This is a genomic window from Limosilactobacillus urinaemulieris (assembly GCF_014838745.1).
Taxonomy (GTDB): domain Bacteria; phylum Bacillota; class Bacilli; order Lactobacillales; family Lactobacillaceae; genus Limosilactobacillus; species Limosilactobacillus urinaemulieris.
Window position 1 is genome coordinate 38,568 of sequence record NZ_JABUXR010000012.1, and the last position, 21,166, is coordinate 59,733.

A 21,166-nucleotide genomic window follows, 5' to 3' on the forward strand; every position below is an offset into this window, starting at 1 on the left:
TCATTTAAGAGCGATACTTAAATCATCAATTTAGCAAAAAATTAGCAAATCCGGTATGATGAAAGGAAAGATAACTATGAGGTGGTTAAAATGAAGATTATTTTTGTCTGTCTCGGCAATATCTGTCGTTCCCCAATGGCAGAGGCAATGTTCCGCCAAATGGTTGCTCAAGAACATTTAAGCGACCAAATCGTAATTGACTCCGCGGCCACTAGCAATGAAGAAGAAGGCAATTCTCCTCATCCCGGTGCACAAAAAACAATGCGTCACCATCACTTAGATCCCAGTGGCCTGGTTTCCCGTCCCATTACAAAGGCTGACTTTGACTCTGCTGACTATATTGTCTGCATGGACGATATGAATAAACGCAACCTCTTACGAATGGCTCCAGCGATTGATCGTTATAAGATCTACCAGGTATACGACATTGTTCCGGGAAAAGAAGGCACAGTAATTCCCGATCCTTGGTATACCCATCGCTTTGAAGATACTTACCACAGCCTTGCTGAAGCTCTCCCGTTCTGGTTGAAGAAACTAAGTCACGAAATTAAAACCCAATAAATTTCCACCAAGTATTGCTTATTTCTTGTGGTATAGTATAGTTACGATTTATGGAAAGCGAGGCAATTATTATGACAAAGTACGTTGTTGAATTAAATGAAGAAGATTACCAAATGATCAAGGACTGCCATTCAAAGAACCCTTCACTAATGAAGGCAATGGATGAAGCAAAAAAGGTTGAAAAGTAGAGTGCGAGCCAGCAGAGAACTTGCGGAAAGCTAACAATTTCTCCCGACTGGATGCTAAAAGCATCTGGGAGGGAGGTTGTTAGCTCTAGCAAGTTCCTGGCGAGCAGTTCTTGACTAAGTTGCAGTAGAACGTTAGCTCGAGGAAGGTTAGTGCGAGCACATTTCCGCTCTGTTGCCTAGAAGCATAGGCTACGCATTTCGACTAAGTTGCAGTAAAACCGCCATTAGCTCAAGGTTCTCGAAAAATTAAAAGGATGCATGATAGAAGTCATTAACGATTCCTGTCATGCATCCTTTTATTTATGATTTTCTTCCTGTCGTATACTTACTGCTGAAATTATGTTGTACTTGCTGTGGTGCTTCTTTAAATGGCATCTTCTTAACAAAACTACCACGAACCATTAGTCGGTGAGCACCGGTCTCATCACAAGTAATCAGAGTAATAATCTTGTTCTTAGTATTATCTACTACTTCAACCTGTGAAGGCGAAATAATCTTCCGTTCGTAAATCTTGTACTCATAAACATTCTTCAAGTCAGTAATGTACACTTTTTGACCAACCTTAGATTTAGAATACAAGGGAGAGAAAAGGACCTTACTGCCGTTAGCCATATTATGACCAGCCAACGCATAGTTACCTTCCCCCATCTTCATGTTTGGCCGTAACGTTCCGGCTGCTAAAGCTAACGTTGTATTATCAACACCATTAGCAATCGGAATCGTCATATCAATTGCTGGTACAGTAATCTCACCAATAATGTTAATTGGTTGTTTCTTTGCTCGTGCCCTTGCAACGGTCTGTAAGCTTAGATCCTGTGCATTGCTATAATCATAGTTAGCACTGTTTTGCTTACTTTGGTTCTCCTTAATTGCTTGACGAGTAATCTGCGGTCGATAACTTTCTGTTAAGTAATACTTAATCTGTTGGTTAAAGATGAGAACTACCGCAATTAATAGCAAGATCACTACCGCGGTCCACCGTAGCCATCCCCGTGATTTTTTTTGTTGTTTCATCCTACTTATCCCTCTCGTTCAATTAGATAGACATAGTATAACTTGTTTTCCATTTTTTGAACAGAAACTTTAATTATCACTGTTTTTTCTACTTCCATCGTTTCTATTTACCGGATTATTTGGATTTCGTCCATCAAGAAGGTATTCCTCAATCATCTTAACGATTTGCTTATTTTGGGGCAAATCAGAGTGTTGCGCCTCATCACCAGTTACTGTCATCGCGGTGTAATGAGCAACCTGTTTTTGAAAAATATACTTTCCTGCTTGAACACTTTCTTCTGGAACCAAACCATCAGAATCATAATTTTCCGTCCCGGCAATGGAAAAGACATTTAACGTTTTCGGCAGCTTATCACGATACTTAATCAATTCTGTAAACATTTGGGTAGATGTCTGAATTGACTTTTCAGCAAAGTTATATGGTGTTCCCAGAGTCATTAAGCTTTTAATTTTAATACTATCCTGATAGTTAGCGTAATAGTGTTCTAACCAATATGTCCAAATTAACCCACCATTTGAATGACCAAATGCCTTAAAGTTATTAAAGTAATACTGATCAGTTAATTCATCAAACGCATCATTTAGCATTGCTGCCTGTTTTTTGATATTTGAAAGACCGTCTTTATTATTTTCAAAACTAATAATAATAAACGGTTCATTATCATTTCGGGCAATCGTCCCGTTATAACTAATCTTGCCACTGTTATATACTTCCAACTTCAAAACACTATGCTTTTTATCAGTATTCTTATTCAATAACTCAATCAACTGGTTAAACCGTTCTTTCGTTGCAGAACTACCAGGGACCATAATTACTGGGGACATTCGTGACTTTTCTTGAAGAGCTAGATAGCGGTTGGTATGCTTCATCCAAAAATAAGTTGGTAAGGCAATCAAAACTAAAACAATAATGATTGATATTAGGATGCGACGACTTTTTTTACGGAGACTTCCTTCTCTTTTAACCATAGTAGTCCACCTCCGAGGAGTCTAAGTATAGCTCTTTATCAAAATGATCAATAATTTTAACAAATGGAATGAAACACCATACATCCAAGACGAATAGCGCTAATGTAAAAATCAGTACCCACCAATTACCATTGCTAGCAACAAAGCTAATCAGTGGCCCTGGCGTCCCTACCAGAACAGGATATGGAGTTGGTGGGATTAAATGAATTGCAATTGCTCCCGCAGCAATTAATATATTGACAATTGGTAATATTAAAATTAGCAGGAGGTAAAGCGGGTTCATTATAATCGGTAAACCAATCATCGCTGCGTATTCCGAATTAAAAAGTGTTGGTAACAGCGTCCACCGAGCAACTTGGTGTTGTCCCTGACTTCGTGAAGTAATAATAATTGCCACTGTAAGAGCAAGTAACAATCCGTTGCCACCAAAATTAGCAAATGAATTATACAACGAACCACCAAAGAATGGATAAGGAACATTCCACGAGGAACCATGCCGCAAAGCATAGCTCAGGTTACTAGCAAACGGTCCGCCGCTTAAGATTGCTCCAGAGTTAGCAACATTCCCTAACCCTAACCAGTCAAAAATTGTTACCAAAGTAGTTCCAGCAATTGTCAGGAGAATTCCTTGATTATTGTGGCCGACTGTTACCATTTGGGAATAAACACCCCGTAATACTTTACTTAACCAGCTAAAGTTCAAAATATAAGTAAAAATAATTGCTAATATAACGGAGGTTACCAACGGCTTCATTGCATACAGTGATCGTTCACGAACACTAATAATTTGGTTGGTCTTCTGAAAGTTGCGTTCGATTCCTAACCAGTGATAGATTTGTCCAATCGCGTACCCCACAATCAAGGCAATCAATAAACTCTGTGTTCCGAGGAGACGCCAATTGAAGGCAATTGCTCGATCCACTGGTGCGTGATCATAGCGAAAAGCAATAATCAGAATAACGATAATTCCCGTTGCACCGGCTAGTTGTGAATCACGATGATAGATCCTTGCAGTGTATTTGGCAGCAGCATAGGCAACCAAAATTCCAAACAGGTTAAACGTAATCTTACTAACTCCGATAAAGGCGGCTTGTAGATTTGTCATGATCCATTCTGGAACCCACACACCAAGGTAAGCTACATTGTAAAACAGGCCATCTTGACTAAGAAAGGTTCGGTATATCATCTGGGAAAATGAACCAAGTAATGCAAATGGAAATAGCATTGATAATGTCTGACGAACTACCCGAAAAAACGAGCAGTTATTTAGCTTCATTATTATCTTTATTAAGCGACGAATCATCTAATCATCATTCCTTTTAAAAACTAGTTTTATTATACCTACCGCAGTGTTACTTTGGCTGATCTAATTTCTGATTTTAAAGAAAAAGGCGTTGGGAACTCCCAACGCCTTTATAAATAATAAAGTATGTCTTACTTGAGACCGTACTTCTTGTTGAACTTGTCCACAGCACCATCTGCTTGGGTAAACTTTTGCTTACCAGTGTAGAATGGGTGTGAATCAGAAGTAACTTCAACCCGTACTAATGGGTATTCGTTACCGTCTTCCCACTTAATAGTTTCGCTTGAGGTTACAGTAGAACCTGAGAGAAACTTGTAACCAGTAGATGCATCTTGGAATACTACTGGATGATAATCTGGATGAATTCCTTGTTTCATAATTTATTACGCTCCTTTTGCCATGAATCATTGCCTGAAACATAGATAATCAACCCTAACAGAATAACATGGATCCATTATCGATGCAATAGACTAATTAGATTTTTACTGAGCTATCGTCTTCGATAGATACTTTTGCGCCTAACCGGTTTAGCTTCCAAACAATTCGGTCATAACCACGAAGGATATTTCCAGCATTGTTAATAACCGTTGTGCCTTCTGCCATCAAGCCGGCAATTGTTAATGAAGCTCCAGCCCGAATTTCTCCGGCAGAAACTTCCGCACCATGAAGCTGATCAGTATGCTTAATAACGATCATTCCGTCACGTGCTTCAATCTTCATTCCCATTTTTTGTAACTCTGGGATATGCTTAACCCGCTTTGGGTAAATTGTATCAACAACCGTACTATCGCCTTCCGCAAGTGACATCAATGGCGTGAGTGGTTGTTGCAGGTCAGTTGCAAATCCAGGAAATGGCATCGTCTTAACGTGAATTGCTTTGAGTTGCTTAACCCGAGGAACATAGATCTTATCGCTATCAATTTGCAAGTCGACACCCATTTCAATCATCTTGCTAGTAAATGATTCTAGGTGTTCTGGAATGACGTTATGAACCATTACGCCATCACCAACCGCCGCTGCCATTGCTAAGTAGGTTCCGGATTCAATCCGGTCAGCAATGATAGTATGGGTGTTCATTGATTGTAAAGTATCTACCCCGTTAATCCGAATTGTGTCCGTTCCAGCACCACGAATTTGGGCACCCATGTTATTTAAGAATGTTGCTAAATCAATAATTTCCGGTTCTTTCGCAGCGTTTTCAATCACGGTTGTTCCTTCTGCGCGAACAGAAGCTAAAATGGTGTTAATTGTTGCCCCAACCGATACCATATCTAAGAAAATCCGTGTACCGTGGAGGCCATTTGGTGCATCCAAATGAACAGTTCCGTTATTCTCACTAACAGAAGCACCTAATGCCTTAAATGCCTTCAAGTGCTGATCAATTGGTCGTGGTCCAATATTGTCCCCACCAGGGAATATTAACGTTGCCCGATGGAAGCGTCCTAAAAGAGCACCCATAAAGTAATAAGAAGCCCGCAAGCTCTTAATTGCCTTACTTGGAAGTTCAGCTTCAATGATCTGAGTCGGATCGATTTCCAAAAATCCGTGAGTGAATGATGATTTAACGTTCATCGATTCCAAGATGATCATTAAGTTGTGAACATCCAAGATATCTGGAACAGTATCAAATTCAACTGGAGTATCAGCTAAAATTGCTGCTGGGATCAAAGCAACAGTACTGTTCTTGGCACCACCGATCGTAACTTCGCCCGAGAGTCGGTTTCCTCCTTGAATGATCATTCTTTTCATGTCCGTGTTTCCTCACTTAAAATTTCTATGATTTTATAATATTTTTAATTTAATTTTAGCTAAACATTGTTTGTTTCTCAAACAAAACAATCAATAACCATAATAATTAATAATTTAACAAATTACAACCTTTTTCAGGCAATCTTAAACAATTTTGAAGGCCGTTTTTCCGCAAAAAAAGCTCCCAAGATAAGTTATAATTCACATCCCTATCCTGAGAGCAGTTAAAAGAAATTAATTATTCTTATTTTCAACGGCAGCCTTAACAAATGCCTTAAATAAACCTTCTGGGTGGTTTGGCCGTGACTTAAATTCTGGGTGATATTGAGCAGCAACAAAGAATTTCTTCTCTGGTAATTCAACAACTTCAACTAAGTTCCGGTCAGGATTAACACCAGAAACAACCAGGCCGTGATCTTCCATCTCTTGACGGTAATCATTGTTAAATTCGTAACGATGACGGTGCCGCTGACTAATCATTTTTTGGTTATCGTAAGCTGCAGCTGCAACAGTTCCTGGCTTCAGTTTACATGGGTAAGCACCTAACCGTTGAGTACCTCCCATATCTTCAACGTCTTCCTGATCAGACATTAAGTCAATAATGTTGTGCTCAGTATTTGGATCGAATTCAGTTGAGTTTGCATCCTTATAACCAAGAACATCACGGGCAAATTCAATACATGCGGTTTGCATCCCAAGGCAGATACCTAAGTAAGGAACATCGTTTTCACGAGCATACTTAATTGCAGTAATCATTCCTTCAATTCCCCGGCTACCGAAACCACCTGGAACAAGGATCCCATCGTAATCCTTAAGGGTATCAGCAACATTATCTGAATTAATGTTTTCAGCATTAAAGTGATCAATATCAACCTTAGCATCAACAGGGTAACCAGCATGACGAAGAGCTTCGTTAACGGAGATGTACGCATCTTGTAAGTCAGTGTACTTACCAACCATGGCAATCTTAACGGTCTTCTTCAAGTCATTTTCAATGTGGTTTACCATATCAGTCCATTCGCGCATGTCAGCAACTGGACAATCAAGGCCAAAGTGATCAACCACTAATTGATCCATCCCTTGTTTTTGAAGGTTCAATGGAATTTCGTAGAGCGTATTTACATCCATTGATTCAATTACGGCCTTAGGATCAACATCACAGAATAGGGCGATCTTGGTCCGCATTTCATCGGTGATTGGCTTTTCGGTCCGAACAACCAGGATGTTTGGCTGAATTCCCAGACCACGTAATTCACGAACACTGTGCTGGGTTGGCTTGGTCTTCATTTCACCGGCTGCACGAAGATATGGAACTAGAGTCGTGTGGATGTATAAAACATTATCATCGCCGACTTCTTCCTTCATTTGCCGAATAGCTTCCATAAATGGTTGTGATTCAATATCACCAACAGTCCCACCAATTTCGGTAATAACAACTTCAGCGTCAGTACTTTCACCCGCACGCTTAATCTTATCCTTGATTGCGTTAGTAATGTGGGGAATAACTTGAACAGTCCGTCCTAAGTAATCACCACGACGTTCCTTCCGCAATACTTCAGAATAAATCTTCCCGGTTGTAACGTTTGAGTACTTGTTTAAGTCGTTGTCAATAAACCGTTCATAATGACCTAAATCCAAATCAGTTTCGGTTCCATCATCAGTAACAAAAACTTCACCGTGTTGGTATGGACTCATAGTTCCCGGATCAACGTTAATGTATGGATCAAATTTTTGAATGGCAACCTTTAAGCCACGGTTCTTTAACAGGCGACCTAGGGAAGCAGCAACAATTCCCTTGCCTAGTGATGATACAACTCCACCGGTTACAAAAATGTATTTAGTCATCGCGTAATTTTCTCCTTTTTGTTTTTTAATGGGGTTAGTAAATAGAAAAGACTCCCCATTTCTACTGAAACAGGGAGCAAACATTTTAACGAACGATTACCTGTAATTCACAGGCGCCCAAGAAAGATAATACAGGCTCGGCATCAGATAGTCAAGAACAAAATATTAAAAATTATTCTTCGTCATCATCGTCATCGTCGTCTTGCAACTCAGATAATTGACCTTCAATACCGTCATCAAGGCCATCATCATCGCTGTAATCGTCATCATCGTCGTCATCATCATAATCTGTGTTATCGTCATCATCCTGATCATCAAGACCTTCATCTTCAGGATCATCGTTATCATAATCAATAACATCATCATCAGAATTAGAGTCAGCTAAGAAGGCGTTAACCTTACGACGCTTTGTCTTTGGACGATCGTCCTCTTCGTCATCTTCATTTTCACCAACGGTTGCTTCGTCGATTGATTCGTATGGGTACCATGCACGTAGACCCCAAGTGTTATCACCGAGGGAGATAAAACTGCCGTCAATGTTCAAATCAGTGTAAAACTGGGAAAGTCGTTCACGAATCTCTTCATCACTCTTACCAAGGTATTGTTGAACTTCATTAGTTAAATCAACAAATGCCATTGCTTCGCCGTGGTGTGCGAGAATAGCGTGGGCAACTTCGATCATTGAAAGTTCTGATTTGTCTTGGCCGTCAAAAATCTTTAAATCCAAATTGGTGCACATCCCTTCAAAAGTCTAAATTACAGTATACAATGCTAGGCCGCAAATTGCAATTGAACTTGGTAAGTTCCAATTAATTGTTCATTCGCAGTTAATTGGTATTCCAAATCAATTGATCCATTAACATCTTGCGGATCAAATTCTACCGCTAATCGGTTTGTTGTAACCAGCATTTCGATAATCCCGTATTCTGTTCGGTAACGAGTTTTTGTCGGTGCTGATAATTGAAATTCAAAGTCTGTTTCCCGGATGCCGCTTCGTCTTAAATGAAGTTGGTCTGTTCCAAGGCGGAATTGAACCGGAGTAGTTGTTCCGTCTTGATGTTCCTGATAGCGAAGATAATACTTACCATTTAATTCAACAAATTGTCCCTGTTCGTCAAAATGGTATTGATCACGCTGACCATCTTGTTCCATCGTGGTCGTTAATTGAATATGGACTGGCACTACGCGTTTGATATTAAGGACCTCCCGTTTATTAAGTATCTTGCCCTGATTATAACTGTTTTTTGTCTCCGAATGTTATTATTCAACCTAGTTTAGTATAATGAAATTGTTAAATAATACCAGTATTTATAGAAAAGAAGAAGAAGTAACTATGATTAATATTTCAAACCAACACGTCGAAATCTTTGACCAACCATTAAAGCCAGCAAATAATCTTTCTTCGTTTACATATACCAATGCGATCCTCCGCGCTAGTGATCAATTACCGTCCCCAGTTCTTCATTTCTGGACCCTAGAGAACACGATCATTTTAGGGTTAAAGGATCAACGACTTCCTCACCTTTCTACCGCATTAAACTACCTTTCTAATAAAGGGCTGCACTATTTTATTCGTAATTCAGGTGGGCTCGCCGTCGCTAGTGACTCTGGAATCCTCAATTTTTCCATTTTTCTTCCGTGGCACGTCATTGGCGGTGAGCTTAAAATTGATGAGGCCTACCAAGTAATGACTGATGTGGTTAGTGCTGCCTACCCTGAACTGACAATTAAAACTGGAGAAATCACTCATTCGTACTGCCCCGGAACCTTTGATCTTAGCGTTAATGGGCAAAAAATTGGCGGAATGTCCCAACGCCGGAACAAATCGGGAGTAGTTGTGATGCTATACCTCAGCGTTAATGGTCCTCAAATGTTACGGGGTGAAGTAATTCGCGATTTCTATACCAAGGGACTACAGGACGAAGAAAATAAATGGCACTTTCCGGATATTTGGCCAACATCAATGACCACCCTCGAAGAACTGCTTGGCAAGCCATTAAGCCTTGAAGACGCTAGGCAGCGCCTGTTAAATGTTTTTAGGGACCGCGGAGAACAACAATTACGGCAAGCAATGTGGTCACAGAAATTTATCCAATACCTTGGTCAAGAACTATCAACAATCACCCGTCTTCAAGAACGCCTTCAGGGGGAGGAATAAGTAAATGTCCTTTCAGGATGAACAATTAGCTAAAGAAAAAGTCTTTCGGGACCCGATTCATGGTCAAATCATTGTCGATAACCAGATCCTGCTCGACTTAATTAATACTCCAGAGTTCCAGCGATTACGGCGAATCAAACAATTAGGGACTTCCTCGCTCACTTTTCACGGTGCGGAACATTCCCGGTTTGGTCACTGTTTAGGGGTTTACGAAATCACACGAAGAATGTGCAACAGGTTCCAAAGAAATTACCCAACTCGTAAACCTGGTGATGGTCTCTGGGACGACCGGGAACGTCCCGTCGCACTTTGTGCCGCTCTCTTGCACGATCTTGGTCACGGCCCCTATTCTCACACTTTCGAACACATTTTTCACACGGATCACGAGGCAATTACCCGGGAAATTATTACTAGCTCGTCAACCAACGTTAACCAGATTCTAAGCCGGGTTTCCCCAACTTTTCCAGAAGAAGTTGCGAGCGTAATTGATCATACTTACCATAACCCTCAAGTTGTCCAAATGATTTCCAGTCAGGTTGATGCAGACCGAATGGATTATTTGCAACGGGATTCCTACTATACCGGAACTAATTACGGAAAATTCGACCTCGACCGGGTTCTTCTCATGATGCGGCCCATCAAAAGCGGGATTGCCTTTGATATTTCAGGGATGCATGCGGTTGAAGATTATATTATTAGTCGGTTACAAATGTATCTCCAGATATACTTCCACCCCGTTTCTCGCTCAATGGAAGTAATCCTTGACCACCTTTTAAAACGGGCCAAGTATATTTACCAGCATCTTAGTGAATTTGAACCAGAATTCACCCCTTATATGCTGATGCCATTTTTTAACAATCGGTTCACGTTAGACGACTACCTTGCGCTTGATGATGGTGTCCTTACTACCTACTTTAATCATTGGACTCACTCACGAGATGAAATTCTCAATGATCTCGCCAGAAGATTCCTTAACCGGCGACCACTGAAATCTGCCTTGTACGATGAGAAATCCAAGCCGCTTTTGCCAAAGTTGCGTAAACTAATCCAAACGGCAGGGTTCAATAGTGACTATTACACCGCTGTTAATGATAGTTTTAAGCTTCCTTACGATACTTATAATCCGCAAAATTCAAATCCGCAAACTCAAATTGAATTAATCCAGCCAAACGGCAACTTAATCGAACTATCACAAGTTAGTACGCTTGTGGCAAGTGTTTCTGGCAAAGAAGCTGGGGACCAGCGATTCTTCTTTCCTAAAGAAATGCTTAATGAACACCAAGATATTGAAATCTTTGAGCCAATCTATGAAGAATTTCAAAGTTATATTCAAAACAACCACATTATTAACCCAAAGGAGCATAAACAATGACCATTAAACTAGTAGCAATTGATATTGACGCAACCCTGATTAATGACCAACGACAAATTACCCCTAAAACTAAAAAAGCCCTCGAAGCCGCAAAGCAACAAGGGGTTAAAGTTGTTCTCTGTACTGGTCGGCCAATGACTGGCGTTAACGCGTACCTTACAGAACTTGGCTTAAATCACCAAGATGACGAATATGTCATTAGTTTCAACGGTGCTCTCGCCCAATCAACTAATGAACGGGTCCTTGTTAACTATACGTTATCCTTTGACGATTACATTGACTGGCAATCCTTCTGTACTAAGAACAATGTCAAATCACAATTTGAATCTCGTGATTATATCTATACGACTAACCGTGACCTTAGTCCGTGGACGATCCACGAATCCGATCTAGTAAGTATGCCTGTTCGAGTCCGTTCGCTTGATGAAATGGCACATACACAAGATCAGTATGTCCTTGCAAAGGGAATGATGTTAGGCGATAAAGAAGAGTTGGATCAAGTTCAAGCTAAATTTATTCAGGAGTTTGGTAGCCGGTTCACGGTTATTCGCAGTGAAGACTTTTACCTAGAAATTATTAACCACCGGGCAAGCAAGGGAAGTACCCTTAAAGCATTGAGCGAAGAGCTTGGTATTAAGCAGGACGAAGTGATGGCTCTTGGAAATGCTCAAAACGATAATTCAATGATTGAATATGCCGGAATTGGTGTAGCAATGGGAAATGCCGTTCCCGAAACTAAGGCAGTCGCTGATGTAATTACTGACACTAATAATAACGACGGGGTCGGCAAGGCAGTTGAAAAGTACGTTTTACGTTAAGCAAAGTTGAAAATACCCACGAAGGAGTATGAAAACGAAGCAATAAATGGCTTCTGTCGCTCTTCCGTGGGTATTTTTCTATTCAAACCGCTCAATTTCTTTTTCTTGAGCATGTTCATTTATATTATCTGTTGTTACTTTACCAGTCATTTGATTATAGAAGCGGTATTCCCCAGTTTGTTGGTTAATAATTGCTTGATAATGAGTATAGTTATGCGGGTGTTGATCATTTTTCGGGATTGTTACAGATTGAAGAAAGGACCTTAATCCGTCAACTGTTGATACTTTGCTTCCCCAACGCGCCTGAGCTGCCAAAATAAAGCGGTCACTTGAATTGCGACCAGTAATTTGAGAATTTTTGTCAACTAAACCAGCCTTTGTTTGCGCTGTAAATTGAGCACCTGAATCATTGCCAAGATAGTGGTTTAGCTTCTCTAGCTGGGCCGGATAATCTGGGGTATTGGTATATGCACCAACTGCATTTTTAAACACTACCATCTGACCAGCTAACGGCTCAATTCCGTAAGTCCCTGTTGAATCCATTAATAGCCAGTGAAACGGGTATTGCTCTCCATCAAACCACCGTTCCTTTACAACGCTAATGTTTTCTAAATCAGCAATCACTTCTCGCACCGTAGCGTGGCTTGCTAAAACCCAATGGATAAAGTCCTGTGGGGTTAACGTTAGCTTACCGGAATGGGCTTGCTCGTAACTCGCCGCTACCGGGAAAAAGAGTTCAGCACAAACCAGTCCCCGATCATTAATTCCGTCACCAATTAGGTAGTGGTTATTAACAAGTCGCATCCCGCCCAAAATAGCATAGCGATCATCAATTGGTTGTTCTTTACTTGCGGGACACCAGCGATAACCAGCTGGTAAAAACGTTAATCGCCATGGTGTCCGGGGTGGAAAGTCCATGGTCCGGCCAACTAATTTTTCTTGATCTAGAGTTAATACTGTACACATTTATCTTCACCCGCCTGAAATAAAAGAAGTTGTAACGTAATTCCTATTACCTATATGAAAAACTAATAGGCGATACAATAATGGTCTCTAACATTCTGGTAAAGCCGAACGCTAGAGACCGATTGTTGCTCGCCAGGACGTGACTACGGAGTCATAAAGGGCTTCTGTCACACTCTAATTACACATGTCTTATTGTAATTTGGTAACCGCACCAGTTTGGCTGTTGTACTGATAAATTCCAATCATATTGGAAACAGTATTATCACTATTATTTTGCCGAACTTCTAACTTATAAACACTACCATTAGCAGATGTTGGGATAATTGAATACCCTTTTTCACCTGTAAAGCCCATCTTATTTGCAAAGGCTTCGACAACACTATCACTTGTCTTAGCAGATGCTTGTTGATTTGCGATCCGCTGACTAGAAGAGAAACTTGTTGTGGCCTTAGCATTTTGCTTCTTGTTAATCTTAGATTGAAGCGTCGTATAAGCATCACGCATTGCCGTGCTGGTAGACTTTAATGGTTTCAAACTGTTAGAGGCAGTTTGGTAATCGCCATTATCATATGCACGCTTAGCAGTTAGATAATTTTGTAAATCATCCTTCAAATTATTAGCTTCATTTGAACGATTATTGGTGTTAGTTAAATTATCGTATGCTGCTTGAAAGTTATTATTCCGAATTGAACGGTTGGCTGAACGAACCGCCTTAGTTGAATCATTTTCAGACGACTGAGTACTGCTATTGGCAGATGAGCTCTTCGTAGAACTAGCCGATTGACTATTACCGCATCCGGCTAACGTTAGAACAAGGGTCAGTGCAGCAGCGCCTACTGAAACATTCCTGAAGAACTTATTTACTGTCATAATTACTCCTCCTTTTTCTCCACCAATAATTATACCATGCTGAGTTCACTACTACTCTTCTCGACCTTGCTCTTAAGAATATCGTTAAAAATGAAGAAGGGACTGTGACATAAGTACTTTTACCAAGTTCAAATACGAACAGCGCGGTACGCAAATGGGTTCCAGTGTCCGGTATAACCGAACTCTGGAACCCTATTTGCGCTCGCGGGGGCGTGAAAACGAAGTCATAAATGACTTCTGTCACGCTCCCTTCTAACTATTACCGATAATTTTCAAATTTACTAAATTTAATCGCGGGAATCAAGCTCTCTATATAATTAAAGTTCCGCGCTCTTAAATACTTTCTTAAATAACGGACTAACTGGCCGGTTTTCGTTAATTCGTTTAATAGCAGCACCAATAAGTGGGGCAACTGACACCTGCTTAATCTTGTCAATTTGCTTTTCCTTTGGCAGCTGGATTGAATCAGTCACAACAACCTCTTTAATTGGCGAATTATCTAACCGTTCGATCGCTGGACCTGAAAGTACTGCATGGGTACAGGAAGCATAAACTTCTTTTGCCCCGGCATCAATTAAGGCTTGGGCTCCCAAGGTAATGGTTCCAGCAGTATCAATCATGTCATCAATCATGATACACTTTTTACCCTTAACGTCCCCAATGATGTTCATAATTTGAGCGACGTTTGCTCGTGGACGACGCTTATCAATGATCGCAATTGGTGACTTTAAGAATTCAGCTAATGCTCGTGCACGAGTAACCCCACCATGATCTGGTGAAATTACAACAGCATCTTGAGCAACGCCTTCCTTAATAAAGTATTCAGCCAATAATGGTGCTCCCATCAAGTGATCAACAGGAATATCAAAGAACCCTTGAATTTGAGCAGCATGAAGGTCTAAGGCAATTACCCGATCAACACCAGAATTTTGTAACATATTTGCTACTAGCTTAGCAGTAATTGGTTCCCGACTACGTGCTTTCCGGTCCTGACGTGCATAACCATAGTAAGGAATTACCACATTGATGGTCTTTGCACTAGCACGACGTAAAGCGTCAACCATAATCAATAGTTCCATTAAATTATCATTAACGGGTGCTGAGGTAGATTGGATAACGTAAACATTATCACCACGAACACTTTCTTCAATGTTAATTTGAATTTCACCATCACTAAAACGGTCAACGGACAACTTACCCAGTTCAACGCCAACGTGTTCAGCGATCTTTTCGGCAAGTGGGCGATTTGAATTCAAAGCAAAAATCTTCAACTTAGGGTCAAAATAATGATTAGTAGTCATTGCATCCTCCACTGGATTAATTCAAAACTGGGAAACCGGAAAATTAATCTCCAGTCCCTTTAATAAAAATTATGTGTGCGACAAACATTATTATACCAACACTTTAATGATATAAATTTGCTACACAAAAAGCAAGAGTAGAAAACTTACCAAGGCAATTTCTTAGCGTAATTTTCCTTGTTAACCTGACGTGCCCGGGCAATTGCCATATCATATTCTTCAACATTGTCCGTAATTGTGGAGCCCGCTGCAACAAATGCATTGGCAGCCAAATTAACTGGAGCAACCAAGTTACTGTTGCTACCGATGAAGGCATGGTCGCCAACATTAGTATGGTGTTTATTCTTACCATCGTAATTAACAAAGACAACCCCACAGCCAACATTGATATCCTTGCCAAGAGTAGCATTTCCAATGTAAGTTAAATGACCAACCTTAGTTCCTTCACCAATAAAGGCTTTCTTGACTTCGCAGAAATTACCAATATGAACGTTCTTACCAATTTCAGCAGCTGGCCGAAGATGACTATTAGGTCCAATATCACTACCATCATGCATTTCGGCTTCTTGAAGGGTTGACGAAGTAATGGTTACCCCATCATGAATAGTAGAATCTTCAATTCGTGAATGGGCACTGATATAGCATTCATTACCAATTGTGGTCTTCCCCTTAATAACCACTCCACCTTCAATAACCGTATCTTGGCCGATTTGGACACCGTCATCAATGTAGGTTGTTTCTGGATCCAACATTGTAACCCCAGATTCCATCAACTTAGTGTTAATCCGTTTACGCATAATCTTGTTAGCGCGAGCAAGGGCAACCCGATCATTAACTCCCATTGACTCATCAAAATCCGACATCTTATATGCAGTAACGATCTCTTGTTCATTCTTCAAGATCTCAATCACATCAGTAAGGTAGTATTCCCCTTGAGCATTATCATTATTGATATTCTTTAAAGCTGCAAAGAGCTTCTTATTATCAAAGCAGTAAACACCCGTATTAATTTCATGAATTGCTTGTTCTTCTGGCGTAGCATCCTTTTGTTCCACAATTCGTTCTACGATCCCCACGTCATTGCGAACAATTCGGCCATAACCTGTTGGGTCAGGTGCTACAGATGTAAGAATCGTTGCAGCAGCATGACGTTGTTCGTGGTATTCAAATAACTTTTTAAAGGTATCAGCAGTAAATAAAGGCGTGTCCCCACTCACAACAATGGTTTCACCGTCTTCGTTCGCTAAAAGATCCTTTGCCTGCATTACCGCATGCCCAGTCCCCAACTGTTCATTTTGTAAGGCAAACTTGGTCCGGTCACCAACAACCTCTTCAACCCTTTCGGCACCGAATCCAACAATGGTAATAATATTTTCAATATCAGCTTTTTCAAGTTGACCGACAACATGTTCTACCATTGTCTTTCCACATACCTTATGTAAGACCTTATATAACTTTGACCGCATCCGGGTTCCCTTGCCGGCTGCTAAAATAATCGCATTCCGCTTCATTTTGCTACTTTACTCCTTCTCAAAAACATCTTTAATAAAGCTTCCTGGCCCGGCTTGGATTGTCTTTTTCTCATCGTCCACCGCATTAACCTTAATCAAAGATGTACAGTTATCTACTAATCGTTTACCAGTAACTTCACCCTCAGCCAAGACAGTCATCCCGACTAAGTTAGCGTCGAATTCCTTGATCAGTGACTTCATCCCATTCAGGGTTCCGCCACCCTTCATAAAGTCATCGACAACCACCACGTTTGCTCCCGCTGAAAGGGTTCGTCGTGATAACTCCATCTTCTTAATTCGTTTTACAGAACCAGAAACATAGTTAACGCTCACGGTTGGCCCTTCAGTGATATGCGAGCTATTCCGTACAATTACAAACGGCTTATTTAAATACATGGCAGCACTTTGTGCAATCGGGATTCCCTTAGTCTCAACCGTCATAATAACATCAACATCTTGATCAACATATTGGGTGGCAATTAACTGACCAACCCGGCGTAAAATATCTGGCCGACCAATTAAGTCTGAAAGATAAACATAATCTCCAGGTAGCAGCCGGGTATCATCACTCACCGCATCGACAAGGTCAGCAATAGCTTTTTCGGCATTTTCTTTTGAATAAAATGGCGTTAATACAGCACCACCACTTGCCCCAGGGATTGTTTCCAGTCGTCCCATTCCCCAAGAGTGAAAAGTATGGCGAATAATGCTAAGGTCTTCGCTAATTGAAGACTTAGCAGAATCATACCGTTCCCCAAAGAATTTGAGTGAAACGAGGGAACGGGGGTGTTCCATCAGGTACCTTGTCATATCAACAAGGCGGTTACTACGTCTAACCTTCATATCTAATCCTCCAAAAGTATTAATTGCCTTTGATTTTAACATAAATGTTCGTCTTTTACTTAATGTTTATTAAAATAACTGGACTTTTCTTCAGCATTAGAAAAACCCAGCTAGTAAATTTATAGCAAAGTAACAATATTAGCGTTCCGACAAAAGCCCCGGATCCCATTCTGAACCCGTCGTGCTCGCGATTCGGTATGACAAATTGCAAAAACTGATGGTCCAGTCCCGCTCATCTGGGCAACATCCGCCCCCAAAGCAAGCATCTTATCCTTTAATCGCTTAATTTCCGGGTAATAACGCATTGTTAATGGTTCCAGAACGTTTCCCATATACTTAGTTGCCGTTTGCCAATCGCCATCCCGGAAGCTTTGGAGCAACAGCGAATTATTTAAGTGGTCAATCTGTGTATAATCAATTTGCCACAATATTTGTGGAGTTGACACGCTAATCTGCTGCTTAGCAATTACCACCCAGTAATGAGGCTGTGGCGGTAATAATTCAATTTTTTCACCATGTTCGGTTACGTGAGCCAGCTTGCCATATACACAATACGGAACATCTGAATCAATTGAAAGTGACAACCGTGCTAATTCTTCTAATGAAAGGCCTAGTTCCCAGGCTGAATTTAAAATTCGCAATACTGCGGCAGCATCAGAGGAACCGCCACCTAGTCCCGCAGCAACCGGAATGTGTTTTTTAATATTAATTGTTAATGCTTCCCGATGGTGGAACCGATTACGTAAAATATTGGCAGCCTGAAATGCAAGATTCCGTTGGTCGTTGGGAAGAAAACTACTATCCGTATATACTTTAATGTTTCCCGGTCGGTCATCAATTTCAATTGAAACATAGTCAGCCAGATCAACAGAAACCATTACCATATCCCATTTTGGCATCCCATCGAGGTATCTCATCGGCGAATCTAAGCTTAAGTTAAGCTTTGCCGGTGCTTTTTCAGTGATCAGCATTCAGAACACCTCCCCGTTTAGTCAAATAGTTACTTTGATTATAGCAGAGAGAAAGCTGGGAAAGAAGTTAGGAGATTTAAAAAAAGCCGTGATAAAAGTCTTTAGTGACTCTTATCACGACTCTTCATTGTTTTATGCTTGTGCTTCTTCATCTTCGAAATCAATCGAGATATTTTGTGTTAAGAGATCAGTATAACTGTAAGTGATCCGGCTAATTTGTCCTTGTCCTTCATTAACGTGAACGACAAAAATTGCTGGATAGGTTTTACTAAGTACTCCATGATGCTTAGCAATACGCTTCCGGCCTGCTTGAGCAGTTACTAGAACTCGTTGACCAACGCGACCCTCAAGTTCTTGTTTAATCTCTAAAATACTTTTAGCCACATATCTCACCTCACAGGCTGAACTATACGCTCATTTAGCATAAAAGTCAAAATTTTAACACAAGTTCAGTAATAATTCAATCGTATTTTAAATTAATTTTTCTTGATGAAGGGCATTCAAAAGGTTGATAAACTGGGCTAAGGTCAGCTTTTCTGGCCTAAGTTGTGGTGAGATCTCGATTTTTTCCAAAACTTTTGTCATTTTTGCTTTTATATTTTCGTCTTTACCAATGACAGTTTGTAAATTATTCCAGAGACTCTTCCGCCGGTGAGCAAAGCATCCCCGAATAAAGCCCATTAATTTTTGCTTATCAAAGGGCTTAGTTGTTAACGGCTGCTGACGTTGCTTAAGAACCACAATTGCTGAATCAACGTTTGGCGCTGGAATAAATGAATGACGAGAAACGTTAAAGGCAACCTCTGCATCCATCTGATATTCGATTGCCAGGGTTAAAGCACCATACTGTTTTGTTCCCGGTTTAGCGGTAAGCCGCTGGGCAACCTCCTTTTGCATCATAACCGTAATTGATGACCACTCTACCGGACTAGCCAGCAGGTTCATCAGGATTGGACTGGTAATGTAATACGGTAGGTTAGCAACCACCTTAATCGGTTTAGTTGGGTCGGTAAACCGTTGTTGAATTAATTCTGGTAAATTGGCCTTTAAAATATCCTGATTAATCACCGTCACATTATCGTAAGAAGCCAACGTTTTCTCTAAAACAGGAATTAAATCTTGATCAATTTCAACGGCAACTACCTGACCAGCAGCCTGCGCTAACTTTTCAGTCAATGCCCCGATTCCGGGGCCAATCTCAATCACATTGTCTGCACTTGTAACCGCAGCGGCCTCAACAATTCGCTGAAGAATTGCCGGATCAGTCAGGAAGTTCTGACCAAACCCCTTCTTAGCGTGAAAACCATATTCGTTCAGGATTGAACGGGTCGTTTTTCGGCTACCAATTTGTGTTGACTCACTCATTTTGCTTCCTCCTGATCCAATTGATGGACTGCATCTTCAAAGTCTTGTCGACGAATTTGAAACATATTCAACCGTTTTAAAAGCTGCTTACTATTTCCGTAGCCAATCCCGAGGATCTGACCAAGACGCTCACGCCGGTAACGAGAATTTTGTTTTCCGGTTAAACCAGCTGTTTTTAAATCAGTGCTAGTAATCTCGGCATCCGCTACTGTTCCTTGAGTATAAAGGTTCTCTAGGGCGCCCCTGATCACTTCAGGTGTGGCATGTTCAACGCCAAGACTTCCCTTAAATTCAGGAACTCCCTGATCACGACGAATAAAGGCATGTTTAACCCCAGGGATTGCGTTGCTGATCATTTTACGGATTCGTTCGCCATTAAAGTCAGGATCGGTAAACACGATTAATCCTCGTGTTTCTTGAAGCTTTTTCAACCGAGCAATATCAACTGTCGATAATGCCGAGCCATTCGTCTCATAGGTATCAGCATTAACTGCTTTTAAGATTTGCTTCGTATCGTCCTTTCCTTCAACAACAATTACTTCTTTAATTTTCTTCATTTGGCTCTCTCTTCGTTAAAAATAGTCTTTCAGCATTATGAAAAGTTTTGTAAGCAACCAATTCTGGATCAACATTCTTTAGCCTTGCAATTGCGTCAACCACAAACTTAGTAAAGCCGGGCTCATTTTCTTTTCCCCGGTACGGAATTGGTGTTAGATAAGGGGCATCGGTTTCGACCATCAACCGATCTAGCGGGACCGCTAACGCAGCTCGGTGAACTTCTTCAGCTGTTTTGAAACTAACAACCCCGCTAAATGAGATTGCCAGCCCCAACTCCATGAACTTTTCTGCCATTTCAGGCGAACCATTAAAACTATGCATTACCCCGCCAAATTCATCAATATGAGAATCACGAAGGATCGCATAAGCATCTTCAAGAGCGTCCCGGACATGGATTGAAATCGGGAGCTTCAATTGACGGGCAATTTCTAGCTGTCGGGTAAAAACTTCCTGCTGACGATCATGTGGTGAATTTTGGTCGTTAAAGTAATCTAACCCAATTTCGCCAATTCCCACAACTAGGGGATCCCGCAGTTGCTCAATTAATTTTTTCTCAGCCTGATCGGTATATGAACGAATATCTTCTGGATGCCAGCCGATAATTGCATGAAGATTATCGTATTCATGGGCCAGCTTAATCGCCCGTTCATTCAAGACGGTATTTGAACCCACAATATTCATTTGGGTAACTCCATAATGGGCAGCCCGGGCTTCAAATGCCGGAACATCATCATAAAAGGCGTCATCGTTTAGATGCGTATGCGAATCATAAACTTGACGCCAGTTTTTATGTTGTTTACTCAT

At 40.8% G+C, this 21,166-nt stretch carries 22 protein-coding genes; 4 read left to right on the top strand and 18 right to left on the bottom strand.

Going from position 1 to position 21,166, the window contains the following annotated elements; all coding sequences use genetic code 11:
- Positions 1-90: 90 nt before the first annotated feature.
- Positions 91-561 (top strand): low molecular weight protein-tyrosine-phosphatase, encoded by a 471-nt coding sequence (locus HUK45_RS06790; RefSeq protein ID WP_191911686.1) that lies wholly within the window; start codon positions 91-93, stop codon positions 559-561.
- Positions 562-1,049: 488 nt separating this feature from the next.
- On the opposite strand, the gene HUK45_RS06795 is transcribed toward HUK45_RS06790, so the two are convergent.
- From HUK45_RS06795 to HUK45_RS06830, 8 genes are all read right to left on the bottom strand, one after another.
- Positions 1,050-1,763 (bottom strand): class A sortase, encoded by a 714-nt coding sequence (locus HUK45_RS06795; protein WP_191911687.1) that lies wholly within the window; start codon positions 1,761-1,763, stop codon positions 1,050-1,052.
- A 69-nt stretch (positions 1,764-1,832) separates the two neighbouring features.
- Positions 1,833-2,732 (bottom strand): alpha/beta hydrolase, encoded by a 900-nt coding sequence (locus tag HUK45_RS06800; protein ID WP_191911688.1) that lies wholly within the window; start codon positions 2,730-2,732, stop codon positions 1,833-1,835.
- Entirely contained in the window at positions 2,725-4,035 is a 1,311-nt protein-coding gene (locus HUK45_RS06805) for a PTS transporter subunit EIIC (protein WP_191911689.1), read from the bottom strand. The genes HUK45_RS06800 and HUK45_RS06805 overlap by 8 nt, the downstream gene beginning before the upstream one ends.
- Positions 4,036-4,166: 131 nt before the next feature.
- Positions 4,167-4,412: a type B 50S ribosomal protein L31 gene (locus HUK45_RS06810; protein ID WP_003717829.1), complete on the bottom strand. Its 246-nt coding sequence runs from the start codon at positions 4,410-4,412 to the stop codon at positions 4,167-4,169.
- A 97-nt stretch (positions 4,413-4,509) separates the two neighbouring features.
- Positions 4,510-5,784, bottom strand: a complete 1,275-nt coding sequence (locus HUK45_RS06815) for a UDP-N-acetylglucosamine 1-carboxyvinyltransferase (RefSeq protein WP_191911690.1) — start codon at positions 5,782-5,784, stop codon at positions 4,510-4,512.
- 234 nt (positions 5,785-6,018) lie between these two features.
- Positions 6,019-7,629, bottom strand: a complete 1,611-nt coding sequence (locus HUK45_RS06820) for a CTP synthase (RefSeq protein ID WP_191911691.1) — start codon at positions 7,627-7,629, stop codon at positions 6,019-6,021.
- A gap of 172 nt (positions 7,630-7,801) precedes the next feature.
- On the bottom strand, positions 7,802-8,356 hold the full coding sequence (gene rpoE, locus HUK45_RS06825) for a DNA-directed RNA polymerase subunit delta (protein WP_191911692.1): 555 nt from the start codon (positions 8,354-8,356) through the stop codon (positions 7,802-7,804).
- Between the two features lie 44 nt (positions 8,357-8,400).
- Positions 8,401-8,811, bottom strand: a complete 411-nt coding sequence (locus HUK45_RS06830) for a YwiB family protein (protein WP_328797165.1) — start codon at positions 8,809-8,811, stop codon at positions 8,401-8,403.
- A 151-nt stretch (positions 8,812-8,962) separates the two neighbouring features.
- On the opposite strand from HUK45_RS06830, the gene HUK45_RS06835 reads away from it, so the two are divergent.
- Genes HUK45_RS06835 through yidA form a run of 3 tightly spaced genes read left to right on the top strand, consistent with a single transcriptional unit; the run spans position 8,963 to position 11,977 of the window.
- Positions 8,963-9,787, top strand: a complete 825-nt coding sequence (locus HUK45_RS06835) for a lipoate--protein ligase family protein (RefSeq protein ID WP_191911693.1) — start codon at positions 8,963-8,965, stop codon at positions 9,785-9,787.
- Positions 9,788-9,791: 4 nt separating this feature from the next.
- On the top strand, positions 9,792-11,159 hold the full coding sequence (locus HUK45_RS06840) for an HD domain-containing protein (RefSeq protein WP_191911694.1): 1,368 nt from the start codon (positions 9,792-9,794) through the stop codon (positions 11,157-11,159).
- Positions 11,156-11,977 carry a sugar-phosphatase gene (gene yidA, locus HUK45_RS06845; RefSeq protein WP_191911695.1) on the top strand — a complete coding sequence of 274 codons (822 nt, stop codon included), beginning with the start codon at positions 11,156-11,158 and terminating at the stop codon, positions 11,975-11,977. Before HUK45_RS06840 ends, yidA begins: the two co-directional genes overlap by 4 nt.
- A 78-nt stretch (positions 11,978-12,055) precedes the next feature.
- Here the strand turns inward: yidA and HUK45_RS06850 are convergent, their stop codons facing one another.
- From HUK45_RS06850 to HUK45_RS06895, 10 genes are all read right to left on the bottom strand, one after another.
- Positions 12,056-12,943, bottom strand: a complete 888-nt coding sequence (locus HUK45_RS06850) for a linear amide C-N hydrolase (RefSeq protein WP_191911696.1) — start codon at positions 12,941-12,943, stop codon at positions 12,056-12,058.
- A gap of 189 nt (positions 12,944-13,132) precedes the next feature.
- Positions 13,133-13,813 carry a hypothetical protein gene (locus HUK45_RS06855; RefSeq protein ID WP_191911697.1) on the bottom strand — a complete coding sequence of 227 codons (681 nt, stop codon included), beginning with the start codon at positions 13,811-13,813 and terminating at the stop codon, positions 13,133-13,135.
- Positions 13,814-14,130: 317 nt separating this feature from the next.
- Entirely contained in the window at positions 14,131-15,114 is a 984-nt protein-coding gene (locus HUK45_RS06860) for a ribose-phosphate diphosphokinase (protein ID WP_191911698.1), read from the bottom strand.
- A 146-nt stretch (positions 15,115-15,260) separates the two neighbouring features.
- Positions 15,261-16,625, bottom strand: a complete 1,365-nt coding sequence (gene glmU, locus HUK45_RS06865; RefSeq protein ID WP_191911699.1) for a bifunctional UDP-N-acetylglucosamine diphosphorylase/glucosamine-1-phosphate N-acetyltransferase GlmU — start codon at positions 16,623-16,625, stop codon at positions 15,261-15,263.
- A 9-nt stretch (positions 16,626-16,634) separates the two neighbouring features.
- Positions 16,635-17,468, bottom strand: coding sequence for a pur operon repressor (purR, locus tag HUK45_RS06870; RefSeq protein WP_191911700.1), 834 nt, complete (start codon positions 17,466-17,468; stop codon positions 16,635-16,637).
- Between the two features lie 119 nt (positions 17,469-17,587).
- Positions 17,588-18,439 (bottom strand): 4-(cytidine 5'-diphospho)-2-C-methyl-D-erythritol kinase, encoded by an 852-nt coding sequence (gene ispE, locus HUK45_RS06875; RefSeq protein ID WP_191911701.1) that lies wholly within the window; start codon positions 18,437-18,439, stop codon positions 17,588-17,590.
- A gap of 132 nt (positions 18,440-18,571) precedes the next feature.
- A complete protein-coding gene (locus HUK45_RS06880; protein ID WP_191911702.1) occupies positions 18,572-18,823 on the bottom strand; it encodes a Veg family protein in 252 nt (83 codons plus the stop codon).
- An 87-nt stretch (positions 18,824-18,910) separates the two neighbouring features.
- Positions 18,911-19,804 (bottom strand): 16S rRNA (adenine(1518)-N(6)/adenine(1519)-N(6))-dimethyltransferase RsmA, encoded by an 894-nt coding sequence (gene rsmA, locus HUK45_RS06885; RefSeq protein ID WP_191911703.1) that lies wholly within the window; start codon positions 19,802-19,804, stop codon positions 18,911-18,913.
- Positions 19,801-20,361, bottom strand: coding sequence for a ribonuclease M5 (rnmV, locus tag HUK45_RS06890; RefSeq protein ID WP_191911704.1), 561 nt, complete (start codon positions 20,359-20,361; stop codon positions 19,801-19,803). The genes rsmA and rnmV overlap by 4 nt, the downstream gene beginning before the upstream one ends.
- Positions 20,348-21,166 (bottom strand): TatD family hydrolase, encoded by an 819-nt coding sequence (locus tag HUK45_RS06895; RefSeq protein ID WP_191911705.1) that lies wholly within the window; start codon positions 21,164-21,166, stop codon positions 20,348-20,350. Before HUK45_RS06895 ends, rnmV begins: the two co-directional genes overlap by 14 nt.